Source organism: Nocardia arthritidis (assembly GCF_011801145.1).
Classification (GTDB): domain Bacteria; phylum Actinomycetota; class Actinomycetes; order Mycobacteriales; family Mycobacteriaceae; genus Nocardia; species Nocardia arthritidis_A.
This window is the reverse complement of sequence record NZ_CP046172.1, coordinates 624,477-641,097: the sequence shown is the minus strand read 5'-3', so window position 1 is coordinate 641,097 and position 16,621 is coordinate 624,477. Positions and strand designations below refer to the sequence as shown.

17 protein-coding genes and 1 tRNA gene are annotated in these 16,621 nt (G+C 67.0%); 6 read left to right on the top strand and 12 right to left on the bottom strand.

The annotated features are described in order from the left end of the window. Positions 1–21: 21 nt before the first annotated feature. The gene (gene purD, locus F5544_RS03035) at positions 22–1,293 is read right to left on the bottom strand and encodes a phosphoribosylamine--glycine ligase (protein WP_167471749.1); all 1,272 of its coding nucleotides are present in this window, start codon (positions 1,291–1,293) and stop codon (positions 22–24) included. 182 nt (positions 1,294–1,475) lie between these two features. Here purD and F5544_RS03030 point away from each other — a divergent pair, with 182 nt between their 5' ends. Further along, positions 1,476–1,853, top strand: a complete 378-nt coding sequence (locus F5544_RS03030) for a PH domain-containing protein (RefSeq protein ID WP_167471748.1) — start codon at positions 1,476–1,478, stop codon at positions 1,851–1,853. Between the two features lie 31 nt (positions 1,854–1,884). After that, the gene (locus tag F5544_RS03025) at positions 1,885–2,310 is read left to right on the top strand and encodes an HIT family protein (RefSeq protein WP_167471747.1); all 426 of its coding nucleotides are present in this window, start codon (positions 1,885–1,887) and stop codon (positions 2,308–2,310) included. A gap of 51 nt (positions 2,311–2,361) precedes the next feature. On the opposite strand, the gene F5544_RS03020 is transcribed toward F5544_RS03025, so the two are convergent. From F5544_RS03020 to F5544_RS03010, 3 genes are all read right to left on the bottom strand, one after another. Continuing rightward, positions 2,362–2,433, bottom strand: a tRNA-Thr gene (locus F5544_RS03020). Positions 2,434–2,533: 100 nt separating this feature from the next. After that, positions 2,534–2,776 (bottom strand): MbtH family protein, encoded by a 243-nt coding sequence (locus tag F5544_RS03015; protein ID WP_011207082.1) that lies wholly within the window; start codon positions 2,774–2,776, stop codon positions 2,534–2,536. A gap of 147 nt (positions 2,777–2,923) precedes the next feature. Next, positions 2,924–3,757 (bottom strand): alpha/beta fold hydrolase, encoded by an 834-nt coding sequence (locus F5544_RS03010; protein ID WP_167471746.1) that lies wholly within the window; start codon positions 3,755–3,757, stop codon positions 2,924–2,926. A gap of 175 nt (positions 3,758–3,932) precedes the next feature. Between F5544_RS03010 and F5544_RS03005 the strand changes: the two genes are divergently transcribed. The 4 genes from F5544_RS03005 to F5544_RS02990 all read left to right on the top strand — a co-directional run bounded on the left by F5544_RS03005 (position 3,933) and on the right by F5544_RS02990 (position 8,175). Then, positions 3,933–4,103 carry a hypothetical protein gene (locus tag F5544_RS03005; RefSeq protein ID WP_167471745.1) on the top strand — a complete coding sequence of 57 codons (171 nt, stop codon included), beginning with the start codon at positions 3,933–3,935 and terminating at the stop codon, positions 4,101–4,103. 164 nt (positions 4,104–4,267) lie between these two features. After that, positions 4,268–5,818: an alpha,alpha-trehalose-phosphate synthase (UDP-forming) gene (locus tag F5544_RS03000; protein WP_238847405.1), complete on the top strand. Its 1,551-nt coding sequence runs from the start codon at positions 4,268–4,270 to the stop codon at positions 5,816–5,818. A gap of 69 nt (positions 5,819–5,887) precedes the next feature. Next, positions 5,888–6,622: a response regulator transcription factor gene (locus F5544_RS02995; protein WP_167471744.1), complete on the top strand. Its 735-nt coding sequence runs from the start codon at positions 5,888–5,890 to the stop codon at positions 6,620–6,622. Beyond that, positions 6,619–8,175 carry a sensor histidine kinase gene (locus tag F5544_RS02990; protein ID WP_174867255.1) on the top strand — a complete coding sequence of 519 codons (1,557 nt, stop codon included), beginning with the start codon at positions 6,619–6,621 and terminating at the stop codon, positions 8,173–8,175. Before F5544_RS02995 ends, F5544_RS02990 begins: the two co-directional genes overlap by 4 nt. Here the strand turns inward: F5544_RS02990 and F5544_RS02985 are convergent. The 8 genes from F5544_RS02985 to F5544_RS02950 are packed head-to-tail and all read right to left on the bottom strand — an operon-like array spanning position 8,083 to position 16,620. Beyond that, positions 8,083–8,571, bottom strand: coding sequence for a h domain protein (locus tag F5544_RS02985; protein WP_167471743.1), 489 nt, complete (start codon positions 8,569–8,571; stop codon positions 8,083–8,085). The two genes, F5544_RS02990 and F5544_RS02985, sit on opposite strands and share 93 nt — an antisense overlap. Beyond that, complete coding sequence (locus F5544_RS02980; RefSeq protein WP_167471742.1) at positions 8,568–9,392, bottom strand: hypothetical protein; 825 nt, start codon at positions 9,390–9,392, stop codon at positions 8,568–8,570. Before F5544_RS02980 ends, F5544_RS02985 begins: the two co-directional genes overlap by 4 nt. Before the next feature lie 21 nt (positions 9,393–9,413). After that, a complete protein-coding gene (locus F5544_RS02975; protein WP_167471741.1) occupies positions 9,414–10,793 on the bottom strand; it encodes an MCE family protein in 1,380 nt (459 codons plus the stop codon). Beyond that, positions 10,790–12,022 (bottom strand): MCE family protein, encoded by a 1,233-nt coding sequence (locus tag F5544_RS02970; protein WP_167471740.1) that lies wholly within the window; start codon positions 12,020–12,022, stop codon positions 10,790–10,792. Before F5544_RS02970 ends, F5544_RS02975 begins: the two co-directional genes overlap by 4 nt. Beyond that, positions 12,019–13,347, bottom strand: a complete 1,329-nt coding sequence (locus F5544_RS02965) for an MCE family protein (RefSeq protein WP_167471739.1) — start codon at positions 13,345–13,347, stop codon at positions 12,019–12,021. The genes F5544_RS02970 and F5544_RS02965 overlap by 4 nt, the downstream gene beginning before the upstream one ends. Next, positions 13,344–14,411, bottom strand: coding sequence for an MCE family protein (locus F5544_RS02960; protein ID WP_167471738.1), 1,068 nt, complete (start codon positions 14,409–14,411; stop codon positions 13,344–13,346). Before F5544_RS02960 ends, F5544_RS02965 begins: the two co-directional genes overlap by 4 nt. Next, positions 14,408–15,436 (bottom strand): MCE family protein, encoded by a 1,029-nt coding sequence (locus tag F5544_RS02955; RefSeq protein WP_167471737.1) that lies wholly within the window; start codon positions 15,434–15,436, stop codon positions 14,408–14,410. Before F5544_RS02955 ends, F5544_RS02960 begins: the two co-directional genes overlap by 4 nt. Next, entirely contained in the window at positions 15,433–16,620 is a 1,188-nt protein-coding gene (locus F5544_RS02950; RefSeq protein ID WP_167471736.1) for an MCE family protein, read from the bottom strand. Before F5544_RS02950 ends, F5544_RS02955 begins: the two co-directional genes overlap by 4 nt. Position 16,621: the final 1 nt, after the last annotated feature.

Here is a 16,621-nt window from a genome sequence, read left to right as displayed (position 1 = left end):
GCCGCGCAGACCGTTAGGGCCTTAGACGCTGATGCGGTCCTCGACGGCGGCCAGGCCGATATCGGTGCGGTAGTGGCTGCCGGGCAGCTTGATCGCACCGATCCGCTCGTAGGCGTTGGCCCGTGCCTGCGCCAGATCACCGCCGATACCGACGACATTCAGCACCCGGCCGCCCGCCGAGAGCAGCGCACCGTCCTCGCGCAGCGTGGTTCCGGCGTGCAGTACGGCCGTCGCGCCGTCGAAGGCGCCGTCGCCGGCTCCGGTGATCACATCGCCGATTCGCGGCCGCCCCGGATAGTTCTCCGCGGCGAGCACGACGGTGATCGCCGATCCGTCCTTCCACTCCGGCGCGGCGACTTCGGCCAAAGTGCCGGTGGCCGTTGCGTACAGCAGTTCACCCAGCGGGCTGTCGAGCAGCGCGAGCACCGCCTGCGTCTCGGGATCGCCGAAGCGGCAATTGAATTCGACGACCGCGGGCCCGGCCTTGCCGATCGCGAGACCGGCATAGAGCAGCCCGGAGAACGGACAGCCCCGCCGAACCAGTTCGGCGGCAACGGGTTTCACCACATCCTCGACAATCGCGGTAACCGTTTCGGCGGGCAGCCACGGCAGCGGGGTGTATGCGCCCATACCGCCCGTATTGGGTCCGGTATCGCCGTCGCCGACCCGCTTGTGGTCCTGCGCGGGCAGCAGCGCGACCACGGTCTCCCCGTCGACGAGGCAGAACAGCGAGACCTCCGGCCCGTCCAGGAACGATTCCAGCAGCACCGGATGTCCCTGCTCCAGCAGTTCGGCGGCGTGATCGCGGGCCGCGTGCCGGTCCGCGGTGACCACGACACCTTTACCGGCGGCGAGCCCGTCGTCCTTCACCACCCAGGTGGGTCCGAAACGGTCGAGCGCCGCATCGAGTTCGGCCGGATTGTCCACGATCTCGCTGTGCGCGGTGCGGACGCCCGCCGCCGCCATCACATCCTTGGCGAACGCCTTCGAACCCTCGATCCGGGCGGCCGCGGCCGACGGGCCGAAGCATGCGATCCCGGCCGCCCGCACCGCGTCGGCGACGCCGAGCACCAGCGGCACCTCGGGCCCGATCACCACCAGATCCGCTTCCAGTTCGGTGGCCAGCGCGACCACCGCCTCCGCCGAGCACGGGTCCACCGGCTTGGTCTGCGCGTGCTGCGCGATTCCGGCGTTGCCCGGTGCGGCGAAGAGCGCGGCCACCGCCGGATCCCGGCGCAGCGCCAGGACGAGGGCATGTTCACGGGCTCCGGAACCGATGACGAGTACGCGCACGGCCAACAGCTTAGGTGCTGGGTGCGCGGCGTACACGCGGTGTACCCCTCGGGGATGACGGGACGGTTGCCATGTTTCGCCGGTCGTTCGTGCCGGAAGAGGATGATGGGTTGTTGGACAACGGATGTGGGGGCCGAACCCCCGCATCCATGCTGGCTCGACCGGTGGAGGGTGCGCGGACGATGGGTCTGATCGACGGACTGATGGGCAATGCCGGGCGGATCGATTCCGCCAAAGCACAGCAGGAGTACGCCCGGCTGCTCGGCGACGGCGAGCAGGTGCGGGCCGCGTATCTGCTGGTCCGCGACGCCATCCTGTTCACCGATCGGCGGCTGATCCTCATCGATAAACAGGGCATGACCGGACGGCGAATGAGCTACCACAGCATTCCGTACCGGGCCATCACCCACTTCTCGGTGGAGACCGCGGGCACCTTCGACCTGGACGCGGAACTGGCCATCTGGATTTCGGGTTCGCCGGAACCGGTGCAGAAGCGGTTCAACCGTCAGGTGGACATCTATGAGGTGCAAGGGCTGTTGTCGCACTTCGTCGCGGGCTGAGGCCGCGGCGGGCGGCGGGTAGCCTGCGGACATGGCTTCTGTCTTCAGCGCGATCATCGCCGGTCAGCTTCCAGGTCGATTCGTCTGGGAGGACGACGAATTCGTCGCCTTCCTGACCATCGCACCGGTGACGCAGGGGCACACGCTCGTGGTGCCGCGCAAGGAAATCGATCAGTGGCAGGACGTCGACGCCAATACCTTCGCGCGGTTGACCGGCGTCGCCCAGACCATCGGCCAGGCGGTGCGCAAGGCGTGGGATGCCCCGCGGGCCGGACTGCTGATCGCCGGACTCGAGGTGCCGCATCTGCACCTGCACGTCTTCCCGGCGTACAGCATGGGCGATTTCGATATCTCGGGCGCGGATCCGAACCCGAGCCCGGAATCGTTGGACGAGGCACAGGCCAAGATCAAGCAGGCCCTGCGCGACCTCGGCCACGGCCGCAACGTCCCGGACTGACCACCCGAAAACGCAACGAGCGCGCCGACTTCGGCGCGCTCGTGCTGTCTGAGCCCCCTGTCAGGATTGAACTGACGACCTTCGCTTTACAAGAGCGGTGCTCTACCACTGAGCTAAGGAGGCGGGTAAGCGGTTGCCATCATAACCGGGCATGCCGATCGCGTGACACCGGGTTTCGGTGTCACGCGATCGGTGGTCCCTGCGCAGTATCGGCTACCGCGGGTCAGGACTGGGCGCCCTGCCGGGCCGCGTCGTCGGCGGCCATCGCGTCACGCAGGCTCTTCGGCCGCATATCGGTCCAGTTCTTCTCGACGTATTCGACACATGCCGCGCGGCTGTCCTCGCCGAATACGACTCGCCATCCGGCCGGAACCTCCGCGAAGGCCGGCCACAGCGAATGCTGCTCCTCGTCGTTCACCAGGACAAAGAAACGGCCGTCTTCGTCATCGAACGGGTTGGTGCTCAATTTCACCTCACTGGATACTGGCGCTGTGTACGGGATGCTCTGGATTCAGACCGGCGCTGTTGCGGATCGACTGAACCCCCGAGCGGTGTTTCGACACTAGCAAGACCGGTGTTACCGATGGGCGGTTACCTCGGACGTGCGGTGGCGTCATTCGGCGAAAAAGTCCAGCAAGATCTTGTTTACCGCCTCGGGACGCTCCAGGTAGCCGAAGTGCCCAGCATCGGGAACCTCCAGGTAGCGCGCGCCGGGAATGGCCTCGGCAACCTCCCTGGACAGATAAGGGGGGATCATCCGGTCGTCGGCGAAACCTATTGCCAGACATGGCACCTTGATGCCGCGGTATGCCTGCAACCGGTTGAAGTCGTGATCCATCCTGCGCTGGGCGCGGATGCCGGGGGTGACCGGTCCGCCGGTGAATTCGAACAGGTCCAGCCAGTCGCGGGCGGCATTCGAATCGGCCATGGTCGCGGGCGAGAGGTTCATCACCGCGGTGACGGCGGCCTCGTACTTGGGCGGCAACTTGATGCCGCTGGCGTCGAGGTCGTGTTCGCCGAGCGAGAGCACCTGCTGGAACTGGTCGAGCCTGCCGTGCCCGGCCATGAACACGGCCTTGCGCACCAGATCGGGCCGGGCCAGCGCCAGCTCCTGCGCCACCCGCGAACCCATCGATTGGCCGACCACCAGCGCCGGACCCTCGCCGAGCATTTCGATGAGCGCGGCGGTGTCGGCCGCCAAATCGTCGACGGTCATGCCGTCGGGCGCCTCATAGGACGGTGCGATGCCGCGGTTGTCGAAGGTGCAAACCCGGTAACCCGCGGCGACCAGGGCGGGCACCTGGTGCAGTTCCCAGACCCGGCCAGGGCTGCCGGTCCCCATGATCATGACCACAAGCGGGCCGCCGCCCTTGACATCGGTGCCCTTCGCCCGGTCACCTTTGACCTGGTAGTTGAGTGCGATTCCGTTCACCGTGGCCAGCGGCATACTTTCGACCCTTTCGTGGAGTTGAATCTGGCACCACGGTATAGGGGCGGCCGCGGCGACGCATCGCACCCTTGCGCCGATGGGTAACCGGGAAGTGGGTGCGGCACACCCGGTCGCACGCCAGATACCATTGACTATTCGCACGCACGAGCGTATTTAACCGGGAGGACACGAGATGGCCGCGAAGAGCAGCGCGAACGACATCGCGGACGACGATCTGGAACCGCTGGCCGACGAAACCGCACGCCAGGCGCAGCGCGTCGTCGCGGCCTACGCCGAGGACGCCGACGAATGCCGGATGCTGCTGTCGATGCTCGGCATCGGACCCAACTCGCGGGTCGAATAGCCCCTCTGCCTCCCCGGTCGAAGGCAACGGCGCCGTCGGCACCAATCGAGTACGCGGTATGAGGGGCGGGCCCGCAGGCGGTGTGAACGCGATGGGTCCGGGAAGGCCGCCAATCGAATACAGCCGGAACCAACCGACGCGCAAAGGATGCGTGAGTGGACCAGATGACCGAGCAGCCGTCGAAAGATTCCGAGCAGACCCTGTCCGAACCGCAGACCGATCAGGGCGAACTATCCCGAACCGTCGAGAGTAGCGGCGCCGGTTCGGGTTTCGTCGTCGTGGCGAATCGCCTACCCGTCGATCTGGAGCGCCTGCCCGACGGCACCGCCCGTTGGAAACGCAGCCCCGGCGGTCTGGTCACCGCGCTGGAGCCCGTGCTGCGCAGCAACAAGGGCGCCTGGGTCGGCTGGGCGGGCGTCCCCGACGTCGATGTGGATCCGATCATCGAGGACGGCTTGGAGCTGCATCCGGTCCCGCTGTCCGCCGACGAGGTCGCCGACTACTACGAGGGTTTCTCCAACGGCACGCTGTGGCCGCTCTACCACGACGTGATCGTCCGCCCGATCTACGAACGTTCCTGGTGGACCGCCTACGTCACGGTGAACCGGCGCTTCGCCGAGGCCGCGGCGAAGGTGGCGGCCGAGGGCGCCACCGTCTGGGTGCAGGACTATCAGCTGCAGCTGGTGCCGAAGATGCTGCGGATGCTGCGGCCCGATCTGACCATCGGCTTCTTCCTGCACATCCCGTTCCCCCCGGTCGAGCTGTTCATGCAGATGCCGTGGCGGACCGAGATCGTCGAGGGTCTGCTCGGCGCCGATCTCATCGGCTTCCATCTGCCGGGCGGCGCGCAGAACTTCCTCTACCTGGCCCGCAGGCTGGCCGGGCAGCCCACCTCGCGCGGCACCGTCGGGGTGCGGTCCAAACTGGGCGTCGTGCAGGTCGGTTTCCGCACGGTGCGGGTGGGCGCATTCCCCATCTCGATCGCATCGGCCGAACTGGACGAGCATTCCCGGCGGCGTTCGGTGCGCGAGCGCGCCGCGAAAATCCGTGCGGAACTTGGCAATCCGAAGACCATCCTGCTCGGTGTCGACCGTCTCGACTACACCAAGGGCATCGATATCCGGCTGGCCGCGCTGGAGGAGCTGCTCATCGAGAAGCGGGTCGATCCGTCGGAGACGGTGATGGTGCAGCTGGCGACGCCGAGCCGGGAGCGCGTCGAGAGCTATATCCAGATGCGCGGCGATATCGAACGGCAGGTCGGCCGGATCAACGGTGAGTTCTCCCGGGTCGGCTATCCGGTCGTGCACTATCTGCACCGGCCCATCCCCCGCGACGAGCTCATCGCCTTCTTCGTCGCCGCCGACGTCATGCTGGTGACGCCGCTGCGCGACGGCATGAACCTGGTGGCCAAGGAGTACGTCGCCTGCCACAGCGGCCTGAACGGCGCCCTGGTGTTGAGCGAATTCACCGGCGCCGCAGCCGAATTGCGCCAGGCATACCTGTGCAACCCGCACGATCTGGAAAGCGTCAAGGACGCCATCTCCTCGGCCATCGAGGACGATCGCGACACCAAGCGCCGCCGCATGCGCGCACTGCGCCGCCAGGTCCTCGCCCACGATGTCGACCGCTGGGCCCGCGCCTTCCTGGACGCGCTGGCCCAGGACCAGGTCGCGGGCAGCGCCCTGCTCACCGACGACGACGTCTATCCCGCGTAAAGGTCCTTCACAGGAATCACCCAGGGAAGGTCCAGCGGGCTCCCAGTCCCATAGCGCACGATTGAACGCATGAATGGTGCGCCATCGGATCAGGGCCCCGAGGCTCGGGTACTGGTCGTCGACGATGAACCGATGATCGTCGAACTCCTGGCGGTGAGCCTGCGCTATCAGGGCTTCGAGGTGGAAACGGCGGCCGACGGCGCGCAGGCGCTGGACAAGGCGCGCAGCTTCCGCCCGCAGGCACTGATCGTCGACGTGATGATGCCCGGTATGGACGGTTTCGGACTGCTGCGCAGGCTGCGCGCGGACGGCATCGAGGCGCCCGTACTCTTCCTGACCGCGCGGGACGAGGTGCAGGACAAGGTCGCGGGCCTGACCCTCGGCGCGGACGACTACATCACCAAGCCGTTCAGCCTCGAGGAGGTGGTCGCGCGGTTACGCGTGGTCCTGAGGCGCGCGGGGCATACCGCGCCGGCCAAGGAGACCTCACGGATCCGGTTCGAGGACATCGAATTGGACGACGACACCCACGAGGTGTGGAAGGCGGGCGAGCCGGTTCCGTTGTCGCCCACCGAATTCACGCTGCTGCGGTACTTCATGGTGAACGCGGGCACGGTGCTGAGCAAACCGCGCATCCTGGATCACGTGTGGCGCTACGACTTCGGCGGCGAGGTCGGTGTTGTCGAAACCTATGTCTCCTATCTGCGCAAGAAGGTCGATACCGGCGAGGAGCGGCTGATTCACACGCTGCGCGGCGTCGGTTACGTGATGCGGGCGCCGAATCGCCGGTCGGCCGGGAAATGATCGCGGCGCGGGTCGCGGCGGCCCGGCGGTCGATATCCGAGGCGCTGTCCGCGATTCCGCTGCGCATCACCCTGGTCATCACCCTGGTGTTCACCGCTGGGCTCGGACTGTTGATCTCGGGCGGAGTGGTCACCTCGGAGCTGCACCGCTCACTGCAATATCGCACCGATCAGGATCTGCACGAAGGGCTGCGGGAGTGGGCGCCCAGGCGTCGGGTATTGCTGCCGACACCGCCCGCGCTGCCCAACGATCGTGCCCGCACGTCGAGCCAGTTCTACGTGCGCTTGGTCGCGCCCGATGGGCGAGTCGGCAGTGTGGAAGCGTTCAATGTCCCTGCGCGGCCCAATCTTCCGGATCATCCGGTCGGACATCCGATAACCGTCGGCTCGGTCGACGGATCGCCGATCAAGTGGCGGGTGCTGGACGCCACGACGCCCGACGGCACGATGACGGTCGCGCTGCCGCTCACCAAGAACGCGGAGACGGTGGCCAACCTGATCCGGCTCGAGTTGGTGGTCGGCGCGCTGGTGCTGCTGCTGCTCGCGGTGATCGCCTACTTCGTGATCCGCCGCAGTCTGCGCCCGCTGCATCAGGTGGAGCAGACCGCGGCCGCGATCGCCGCGGGCGATCTGCATCGCCGAGTTCCGGTGCGCGGCAACAATACCGAGGTCGATCTGCTGTCCCAATCGCTCAACAGCATGCTCGCCCAGATTCAGCAGGCGTTCGCCGCCACCGAGGCGTCGGAGACGGCGGCCCGCCGATCCGAGGCGAAGATGCGCCGCTTCGTCGCCGACGCCAGCCATGAGCTGCGCACCCCGCTGACCACGATCCGCGGCTTCGCCGAGCTGTATCGGCAAGGGGCGGCGAAGGATCCGGCGACGTTCATGGACCGCATCGAGCGCGAGGCACGCAGGATGGGCCTGCTCGTGGAGGATCTACTAATGCTGGCCCGGATGGATGCGCAGCGCCCGCTGGAACTGGGCCCGGTGGATCTGCTCTCGCTGGCCAGCGACGAGGTGCACAATGCCCGCGCCGTCGCCGCGGCCTCGGCCAATGGTTCGCCCAAACGCCGGATCGAACTCGAAATATGTTCCGGCGAAGGCACTTTGGAGGTGCTCGGCGACGAGGCCCGGCTGCGCCAGGTGCTGGTGAACCTGCTCACCAATGCCCTCACGCACACCCCGCCGGACGCGTCGGTCACCGTTCGCCTCACCCCGCACGCCGAGCAGGTGCTGCTCGAGGTCGCCGACACCGGGCCCGGCCTGCCCGCGGACGAGGCCGAGCGAGTCTTCGAACGGTTCTATCGCACCGACACCTCCCGCACCCGCGCGAGCGGCGGTACGGGACTTGGCCTTTCGATCGTGCAGGCGTTGGTGAACGCGCACGGCGGCAGCGTCACCGCGTACAGCGAATTGGGTAAGGGCACGGTCTTCGTCGTCGGACTGCCGCGGAACCCGGGCTCAGACCGGCGTGACCTGGGCGACCAGCCAGCGGCTGTCCCGCTTGTCGAGGGTGACGCGGACGCGGCTGCCGGTGGTGGTGCCCTGCGGTGAATCCTTGCTGGTGGTCACCTGATTCAGGAACAGCAGCACGACGGCGTGGTCGGGCCCGGCCGAGACGACGCCACCGGCCTGGGTGGTGGCCTGCACGGTGAGCTGTTTTTCCTTGGCGCCCGGGATGATCGCCTGCTGGATCAGCTTGGTGTAGTCGGAACGGAAAGTGCCGGAAAGGTTGTCGGCGGCCTTGGGTAATTCCGTGTCGACGGTCTTGTAGTCGTAGGTGAACATCGCGGCGACCGTGCGGCCCGCCGCGGCCACCGCATCCTTGCGGGCCTGCTCGGTCTGGTGGTTGTTCCAGATCCGATAGCCGTTGAACCCGCCGACGGCCAGTGCGGCGGCCGCGACGACCGCCATGGTGATGAGCAGAATCCTGCCGCGTAAACCGGTCATGCCACGAACTCCACCTTCGATGCCTTCAACCCGGCGTCGGTGCGGGTGACGGTGACCCGGAACCGGTAGTTCCTGGTCTGCGGGCCGGGGTCACCGGCATTGGTCAGCGTCTGTTTCGCCGCGACCAGGACCCGCGCCGAATCATCGTCCTCGGATTCGATCGCGGCCTCGACGACCTCGCCGTTGGAGACCACCTTGGCCTGCTGCACGATGCTCGCGAACGGGTCGACCCGCTTGTCGAATTCGGATCGGAATTCGCCGGAGGCCACCGACAGGATGCGATCGATATCCTGTTTGGCGGAGTCGGCGTGGATGGTGGTCAGGTTGATGACCGCCTGGCGCGCGGTCTGCACGTATTCGGCGCGGCGGGCCTCGTCCTTGGCCTCGGTCCGGGTGAAGTAGACGGATACGCCCGCCCCGGTGAGGAGCAGCAGGGTGAGCACCGCGCAGGCGGCAAGTAAGGCGACGTGCGCGGCGCGCGACCAACCCGTTGCGGCGTCCTCGGACTTGTCGACCGCTTCGATCGGCACGGCGGATTTGCGGCGGAAGGGTTGCCAGCGCCGGGCCGCGCCCTGCGCATCCTCGGGCTTTTCGACGGCATCCGCGCCCGGTTTCGCGAGGTCGACCTGGCCGGATTTCGGGGAATCGGTGGTGGGTGCCGCAGCGTCACGCGGCTGCTCGCCCCGCGCCGAATCCACCGGGTGCGCCGCGACAGCCGTTGCGGCCCCGGCCTTCTCGATGACCACCTGCGCCGTGGTCTCCTCGGCCGGCGGCCCGGCCGAGCGCACCGCACGCCGCCGCACCCGCTGAGTTTCAGTCATCCCGTACCTCGCTGCGCTCGATCATCGTTGCTGCTCTTCGAGCATCGCCTGCCAGCTCGACGGTATCGTGCCGGAACCGTCCGGTCCGATATCCCCCTGTCGGTAGGTGCGTCCATCGGTGCCCATATATGTCCCGGTCGCCGGATCGTACGGATGCGCGGCCGCGGGCGCGACGGTCCCTTCCGGGGTCACCGGCTGCGGCGGTCCGATCGGCGGGTTGTTGCCCTCCGGAACATAACCGGTGCGGCACAGCTCGGGTGTCGGGGCGCGACGTCCGGGAAATTCCATGCACGGGGTGTTGCGGATGCCGCGCACCGCCTCCGACGCGTTCTGCGGCACCTTGCAGTACAGCCCGGGCGGGGTGTCCACCTCGGACAGGTCGGCGGGCGAGCGGCGCTGATCCGGCGGCAGGAAGCCGGTGGTGCACGGCGGCGGATCCTCGAAGGTGGCCATGAAGTCGACCAGCGCACCGTATTCGATGGGCCCGCGGATCACCGTCAGCAGCGCCGCGACCAGCGGCGGGTAGACCACCAGGATCTGTTCCAGCCCGGCGTGATACGTCACACCGACCTGCCCGACGCTGACCAGGTTCGAAAGCAGCAGCGGCAGCGTCGGTTGCAGCTCGTTGAACTGCTGGGTCACCCGCTGCGCCGCGGACGGACCCTGCCGCAGGATCCCGCGCAGCGACGGATCGTGTGCCCGCAGTTGATCGGTGACCGCCGCCAAATCCTTTGTCCAGGAACGGATCGCCGAATCGGAGCGGGTCTGCGTGTCCAGCACCGGGCCGATCTCGTCGATCAGCTTCTTGGTCGGTTCGGTATTGTTCTTCGCCTCCTGCACCAGCAGCGATGCCGAGTCGATGAAACGCTGCAGATCGGGACCCGCCCCGTTGAACGCGCGGAACGCCTCGTCGATCAGCTGCCGCAGCCGGGTGTCGGCGACGGCGGACAGCATCCGATCGGCCTGATCGAGCAGCGCGCCGACATCCTGCGGGAGCTTCGTGCGATCCACCGGGATGACCGAGCCGTCGGACAGGTTGCCGCCCTTGTGATTCGGCGCGGGCACCAGATCGACGTACTGCTCACCCACCGCGGAGACGCTGCGCACATAGGCGTCGACATCGGACGGAATCTTGTAGTCGCTACCGATGGACAACTTCGCGTCGACACCGGACGGGGTGAGCACAACGTCTTGCACCACACCGACATTCGTGCCCCGGTAGGCCACGTTCGCATGCGGGTACAGGCCACCGGTCGCGGCGAGCTTCACCGTGACCGCGTAGCGCCCGATGCCGAACATCGCGGGCAGTTGCACATAGGTACCGCCCATGACGACCAGGCCGATCACCGTGAGCACAGCGAAGATCGTCAGCTGGACGCGGACGAATTTGGTGAGTTTCACCGGCCCGGCCCCCCTTGTTGCGCACCACTTTCCGGCAGCGGCACGGTCAGCCCCGGTATCGCGGGCAGACCGGGAATCGGCGGCAGCCCGGGGATCGTCGGGGTCGGCGGCGCGGGCGTGCCCGGCGGCTGCAGCGGTCCGGTCGCCGGATTGCCGCCCTGTGCCGCGGTACTCGGCGCGAAGGCGCCCAAAGCGCCCTCCACACCACCGAACCGGCCGCCGAGCGGGCTTCCGGTGAGCCAGTTGCTGTCCAGCCGTTTACCTGTCATATCGACGGTCATGAACAGGTTGAGGTAGTCGCCCTTGATCGCGTGATCCAGATTCTTCATCGGGAACGGGAAGGTCAACGCGATCTTCAACGCCTCGATCAGGTTGTTGTTGGTGTCGGCGAGTGTTTGCAGCACGGGCGCGAGGCTTTTCAGGTTCGCCTTCAGATCGCCACCGCTGGTGTCGATGATCCGCTGGGTGACATCGCTCAGCGCGCCGAGCGCGGTGAGCGCCCTGGTGATGTTCTCCCGCCGGTCGGCGAGCACGGTGAGCGCCGGATGGATCTGCTCGATCGCCTTGGCTACCACATCGCGCTGCTGTGCGATCTGACCGGTGAGCCGGTCCAGCCCGCTCATCGCGTTGATGATGTCGCCGGTCTGTTTGTCCAGCGTCGTCGTCAGCTCGTTCAGCCGCGGAATCAGGTCGCGGATCTGGGTCTCGTGGCCGGACAACGCCGAATTCAGTTCGCGGGTAATGGTTTCCAGTTGCGAAATACCGCCACCGTTGAGCACCACCGACAGCGAGGACAGCACCTGCTCGGTGGTCGGGTAGTCGCCCGCCCGGTCGAGGGGGATCAGATCACCGTCGCGCAGTTCGCCCACCGGCGCGGTGTCCGTCGGCGGTGCGAGCTCCAGGTGATTGCTGCCGAGCAGGCTGGTCTGGCCGATCTTGGCGGTCGCGTTGGCGGGCAGGTGCACATCGTGATCGAGCGAGACGGTGACCAGCGCGTGCCAGCCCTCCACCTCGATCTTCGACACCGTCCCGACCGTCACATCGTTCACCCGCACCGGCGAATTCCTGGTCAGCGTCGTGACATTCGGCATCTGAATGCGCACACGATAGGCGTCGGCGCCGGTGCCCTGCACACCGGGCATCGGCAGCGAGTTCAGCCCGTCCCACTCGCAGCCCGAAATGCCGAGCGCGACAGCGAGTCCCAGCGCCACCGTGGCGAACGTTCTCATCGCCCACCTCCCGGCAGCCCCGGAAGGGCGAGTCCGGCAAGGCCGTCCGGCACGGTGATCGGGGGCGGCGCGGGCTGCGGGTCCGGCTTCGCCCGGTCCGCCAGGCTCGGCGGGCTGTAGACCAGCTGATTCGGAAAGGCCTGCACGCCGCTCGCCGTATTCAGCAGCAGCGGTGGATAGTTCACCGCCACCGAATTGAGGATCGGCGCCAGGTACTGCGCGCACAGTTGCGCGCTCTTATCCGATTCGTTCGCCTCGATCGCCTCCACCGAACCGCAGAGGAAGCTCACCGGATTCGCGAAGTTCCCGAGCGCGACGGCGCCGGTCAGCGTGCCCTGCGCGGGCTTGTAGAGCTGGTAGAAGTTCACCAGAGCCGTTGGCCCGGAATGCAGTACGCGCTCCAGCTCGGGCCGCTTGTCCACGATGATCTGGGTGGCGTCGGCCAGTTTGCGCACGCTGTCGGTGAGCGTCGGCCCGCTGGTGTCGAGGAACCGCTTGACATCGGCCACCGCGGAATCCAGATTGTCCAGTCCCGCACCGAGATCCGTCGACACCCCGTTCAGCACCGAGGCCACCGACGCCAATCGGCCGCCGAACTGCACGATCTGCTCATTGCTCGCGGACAGCACGTCGACGAACTTCTGCAGATTGCGAATCGTCCCGAAGAGATCGGTCCGCCCGTCCGAGAGCGTATTCAGGGTGGCCGAAAGCTCGTGCAGCGTCTGGCGGAACTTGTCGCCGTTGCCGTCGAGGTTACTGGCCGCGGTATTCACGAACCGGCCGAACGAGCCCTCCTTGTCCTCCCCCACCGGCCCCAATGTGGTTGCCAGCTTGGACAATTCGGCCTTGATATCGTCCCACTCCACCGGCACCGCCGTGCGCTCGATGCCGATCTCGCCACCGTCGCGCAGCTTCGGCCCGCCGGTGTATGCGGGCGCGAGTTGGATGAACCGCGCGGAAACCAGTGAGGGCGCGATGATTACGGCCTTGGCGTCGGCGGGCAGGCTGATCCCGCGATCGATCGTCAGCTCCACCCGCACCTTGTCGCTGCCCGGTTCGATCGAATCGATCCGGCCGACCTTCACCCCGAGCACCCGGACGTCGTCACCCGGATACAGGCCGGTGGTGCTCTGGAAATACGCCGTGATCTTCGACTTTCCGATATTGGTTATACCGCCCCAGGCCACCGTCACCACCAGCGCGATGACGAGCACGCCCGCGAGGATCAATACCCAGCGCGGCAGACGACGCGCCCAATTCGGCAGTCGCCGTTCGACTTTCGAGACAACCCCGCCGTCGGTCGGTGTCGGATCGCTGGTATTCATCGAGGCGGCTCCTGTGGCACGGGTGCGATCGACGGCGGCTGCGGATCCAACAGGTACTCGCGCAGATCCTCCGGCACCCGCTGCGGCCAGACCATCGCGTCGACCAGCGGCCGCAGCGTCACACTGCTGGCGTTCACGACGTAGGCCTGGAAGTACGGCCCGCTGCCGACCTGTTCGCCGAGCGCCGCCGCGAACGGGCCGAGGCCGTCCAGCGCGTCGGAGATGTTCTTGCGGTTGCGCTGCAGGAGGTCCAGCACCGAATTCAGCTTCTCGAACGCGGGTTTCAGCTGCGCCTCGTTATCGGCGACCAGCCCGGACAGCTGCTGTGCCACCCCGTTGACGGCGACGATGAGCTGGCTGAGCGCGCTGCGCCGCCGGTCCAACTCGCCGAGCAGATCGTTGCCGTCGAGCAGCAGCGCGTTGATCTGGTTGGCCCGGTCGGCCAGGATCTTGGTGACGCCCTGCGCCCGGGTCAGCAGCTCGCTCAGCGCCTTGTCGCGGGCATTCAGGCTGCGCGACAGGGCCGTAACGCCGTCCAGTGCCGAACGCAGCGGCGCGGGTGTTTCGGCGAAGGCGGTCGAAAGCGCGTCGAGTGTCTTGTCCACCCGATCCATATCGAGCCCGTGCACCGTGCTCGCCAGATCCTCCAGCGCCGAGTTCAGCGAGTACGGAGAGGTGGTGCGGTCCAACGGAATCGTGTCGTCGCGGCGCAGCGCACCGGATCCGGCCGGGATCAGGTCGAGCGATTTGCGGCCGAGCACCGTATTGGTCTTGATCGCCGCGGAAGTCTTGCGCCCCAGCACGATCGACTCGTCGAGGCTGAAGCGCACCAGCACCTTGTCGCCGTCGAGGCGCACCTGCTCCACCCGGCCCGACCTCACCCCGGCCACCTGCACCGGGTCGCCGGTCGTGAGGCCGCCCGCGTCGGCGAAGTACGCGGTGAAGGTCGCGCCGGACCGGATGAACGGCAGCCGGTCGAACTGGAGTGCCGAAAGCGCCACCGCCACCGCGACGACCACGCCGACGATGCCGAGGGTGATGAGGGGGGATCGCTGCTCGTTCATTGGGTCGGCGCACACCTTCCGCCGGCCTGCTTGCCCGGCATGTTGATATGCAGTGGCTGCCCGTCCGGACCATCGATGACGAAGTTCGTCTGGCAGACGTAGAGCTGCAGGAACGAGCCGTATGAGCCGATGCGGATCAGTTTCTTGTATGTCTCCGGCAGCCGGTCGAGCACCCACTGGATGGTGTCCTGGCCGTTGTCGAGATTCGTTGCCAGCCGCCCGGTTTGCTCGATCGTGCCCTTCAGGTCGGGCCGGGCCTGGGCGAGCAGATCGGTGAGATCGCCGGTGGCGCCCGCGATCCGCGGTATGGCATCGCCGATCGGATCCCGGTCCGCCGCCAAACCGCTGACCAGCCTTTGCAATTCGCTGATGGTGCTGGCGAACTGATCACCGCGCTGGTCGATGGTCTGCAGCACGGCGTTGAGATTGTTGATCACGCTGCCGATCAGCGCGTCCCGCTCGGCCAGCGTCTTGGTGAACGATCCGCCGCTGTTGAGCAGCGAGACCAGCGTGCCGCCCTGCCCCTGGAAGATCTGCAGCAGCGCGTTGGTCAGATCGTTCACCTGGCCCGGATCCAGGCCGCGCAGTAGCGGTTTGAATCCGCCGAGCAGCATATCCAGGTCGAGGGCGGGCGCGGTCTGCTCCTTGTCGATGGTGCCGCCCGAGCGCAGCGGCTTCGCATCGCCCGGCCCGTCCAACAGCTCCAAATAGCGGTCGCCGACCAGGTTTTCGTAGCGGATGGTGGCGCGTGTGCTGGTGAACAGCGGGTACTTGCTGTCCACATCGAAGTCGACGTGCGCGAGGTAGTCCTTGCCGACCTTCACCGAGGTGACCGACCCGACCGGAACGCCGGCGATGCGCACCTTCGCGCCCGGCAGCATCCCGGACGAACTGGTGAACACCGCGTGATAGCCGGTCTCCCTGGCGAATCGCATCTGGCTGAATACGACGACCAGCCCGGCGAATACGAGCGCCATCACCAGCGTGAAGATGACCAGTTTCACGGTTGTCGCGGTGTTCTTCACAGCGGCGGCACCCCCGGCAGACCGGCGTACAGCAGCTGCAGCACCCGCGCACCGCTGAAGTCCATCTTCGTCGACGGCACGTACGGCTTGCCCTCGTTGGTGTCGGTGACGACGTAGTTGGACCGGCTGCCGGGCACCCGGTCCACCAGACCCTCGCAGTGCGGTCCGCCGGTGGCGTTCACCTTCGGCAGATCGTCCGGGTACTTATACGCCTTCGCGCCGTACATGAAGTTGGTATTCAACGCGACCCCCTCCTGCAGACCGCCGAAGACCTCCTCGCCGAGCGGCAGCGCCTTGGCGAGTCCGACGATCAAGCAACTCAACGCGGGAGAGTACTCGTCGAGCAGCCCGGTGGTGGGCCGCAACAGATCCAGCGCGGTCTCCAGCGGTTTCTCGTTGGAGCGCAACACCGCTCCGGTGGTGTCGGCCAGCCCGGTGACGTCGGCGAGCAGGCCGTCGAGGTCGTTCTTCTGGTCGACCACCGTCCCGCTGGTGACGATCGCGTTGTTCACCGTGCGCAGCAGATCGTCGACGGTATCGCCGTACAGATTGGTGACATCGCCGGTCTTGCGCAGATCCTGTTGCAGCGCGGGCAGACTCGGGTTTATGTCGCGCAGATAGGTGTCGCCGTTGGCGAGCAACTCGCCCAGCTTCTGCCCGCGGCCCTGCAGCGCGACGCCGAGCGCCGACAGCGTCCCGTTCAGTTTGTCCGGCTGCACCTTCGCGAGCACATCACTCAGATGCTGGAACAGCGTGTTGAATTCGACCGTCACCTGCTGGGCCCGCAGCACCGCGCCGGGTTGCAGTGACGACTTCGAAGGCTGGTCCGGGACAACGAAGTTCACATACTTGGCACCGAATACCGTGGTGGAGCGGATATCAACGGTCGCATTGGCCGGAACCAGCTTCAGCTGTTCGGGATTCATCGCCAGCCGCAGCCTGGCGCCGTCGGCGGTGTGCTCGACCTTCGCCACATGGCCGATCTCCACGCCGCGCATCTTCACCTTCGCCGCCGGATCCAGCACCAGCCCGCTGCGCGGCGCGTCGATGGTGACGGTCGCGGTGGGGGTGAAACCACCGGAGAACATGGTGAGCGCGACCGCGATCACCGCGGCCACCGCGAGCACCAGTGCCGAGCCCGCCAGCTTCAGCCCGAGCCCATGCCAATGCTTCGAATCCGCCATG

Coding starts and splice junctions, on each gene's coding strand:
- F5544_RS03025 (WP_167471747.1), top strand. CDS start 1,885: ATGGCTTCTGTCTTCAGCGCGATCATCGCCGGTCAGCTTCCAGGTCGA.
- F5544_RS03005 (WP_167471745.1), top strand. CDS start 3,933: ATGGCCGCGAAGAGCAGCGCGAACGACATCGCGGACGACGATCTGGAA.
- F5544_RS02950 (WP_167471736.1), bottom strand. CDS start 16,620: ATGGCGGATTCGAAGCATTGGCATGGGCTCGGGCTGAAGCTGGCGGGC.
- F5544_RS02965 (WP_167471739.1), bottom strand. CDS start 13,347: ATGAATACCAGCGATCCGACACCGACCGACGGCGGGGTTGTCTCGAAA.
- F5544_RS02990 (WP_174867255.1), top strand. CDS start 6,619: ATGATCGCGGCGCGGGTCGCGGCGGCCCGGCGGTCGATATCCGAGGCG.
- F5544_RS02995 (WP_167471744.1), top strand. CDS start 5,888: ATGAATGGTGCGCCATCGGATCAGGGCCCCGAGGCTCGGGTACTGGTC.
- F5544_RS02980 (WP_167471742.1), bottom strand. CDS start 9,392: ATGACTGAAACTCAGCGGGTGCGGCGGCGTGCGGTGCGCTCGGCCGGG.
- F5544_RS02960 (WP_167471738.1), bottom strand. CDS start 14,411: ATGAACGAGCAGCGATCCCCCCTCATCACCCTCGGCATCGTCGGCGTG.
- F5544_RS02970 (WP_167471740.1), bottom strand. CDS start 12,022: ATGAGAACGTTCGCCACGGTGGCGCTGGGACTCGCTGTCGCGCTCGGC.
- F5544_RS03010 (WP_167471746.1), bottom strand. CDS start 3,757: ATGCCGCTGGCCACGGTGAACGGAATCGCACTCAACTACCAGGTCAAA.
- F5544_RS02985 (WP_167471743.1), bottom strand. CDS start 8,571: ATGACCGGTTTACGCGGCAGGATTCTGCTCATCACCATGGCGGTCGTC.
- F5544_RS03030 (WP_167471748.1), top strand. CDS start 1,476: ATGGGTCTGATCGACGGACTGATGGGCAATGCCGGGCGGATCGATTCC.
- F5544_RS03000 (WP_238847405.1), top strand. CDS start 4,268: ATGACCGAGCAGCCGTCGAAAGATTCCGAGCAGACCCTGTCCGAACCG.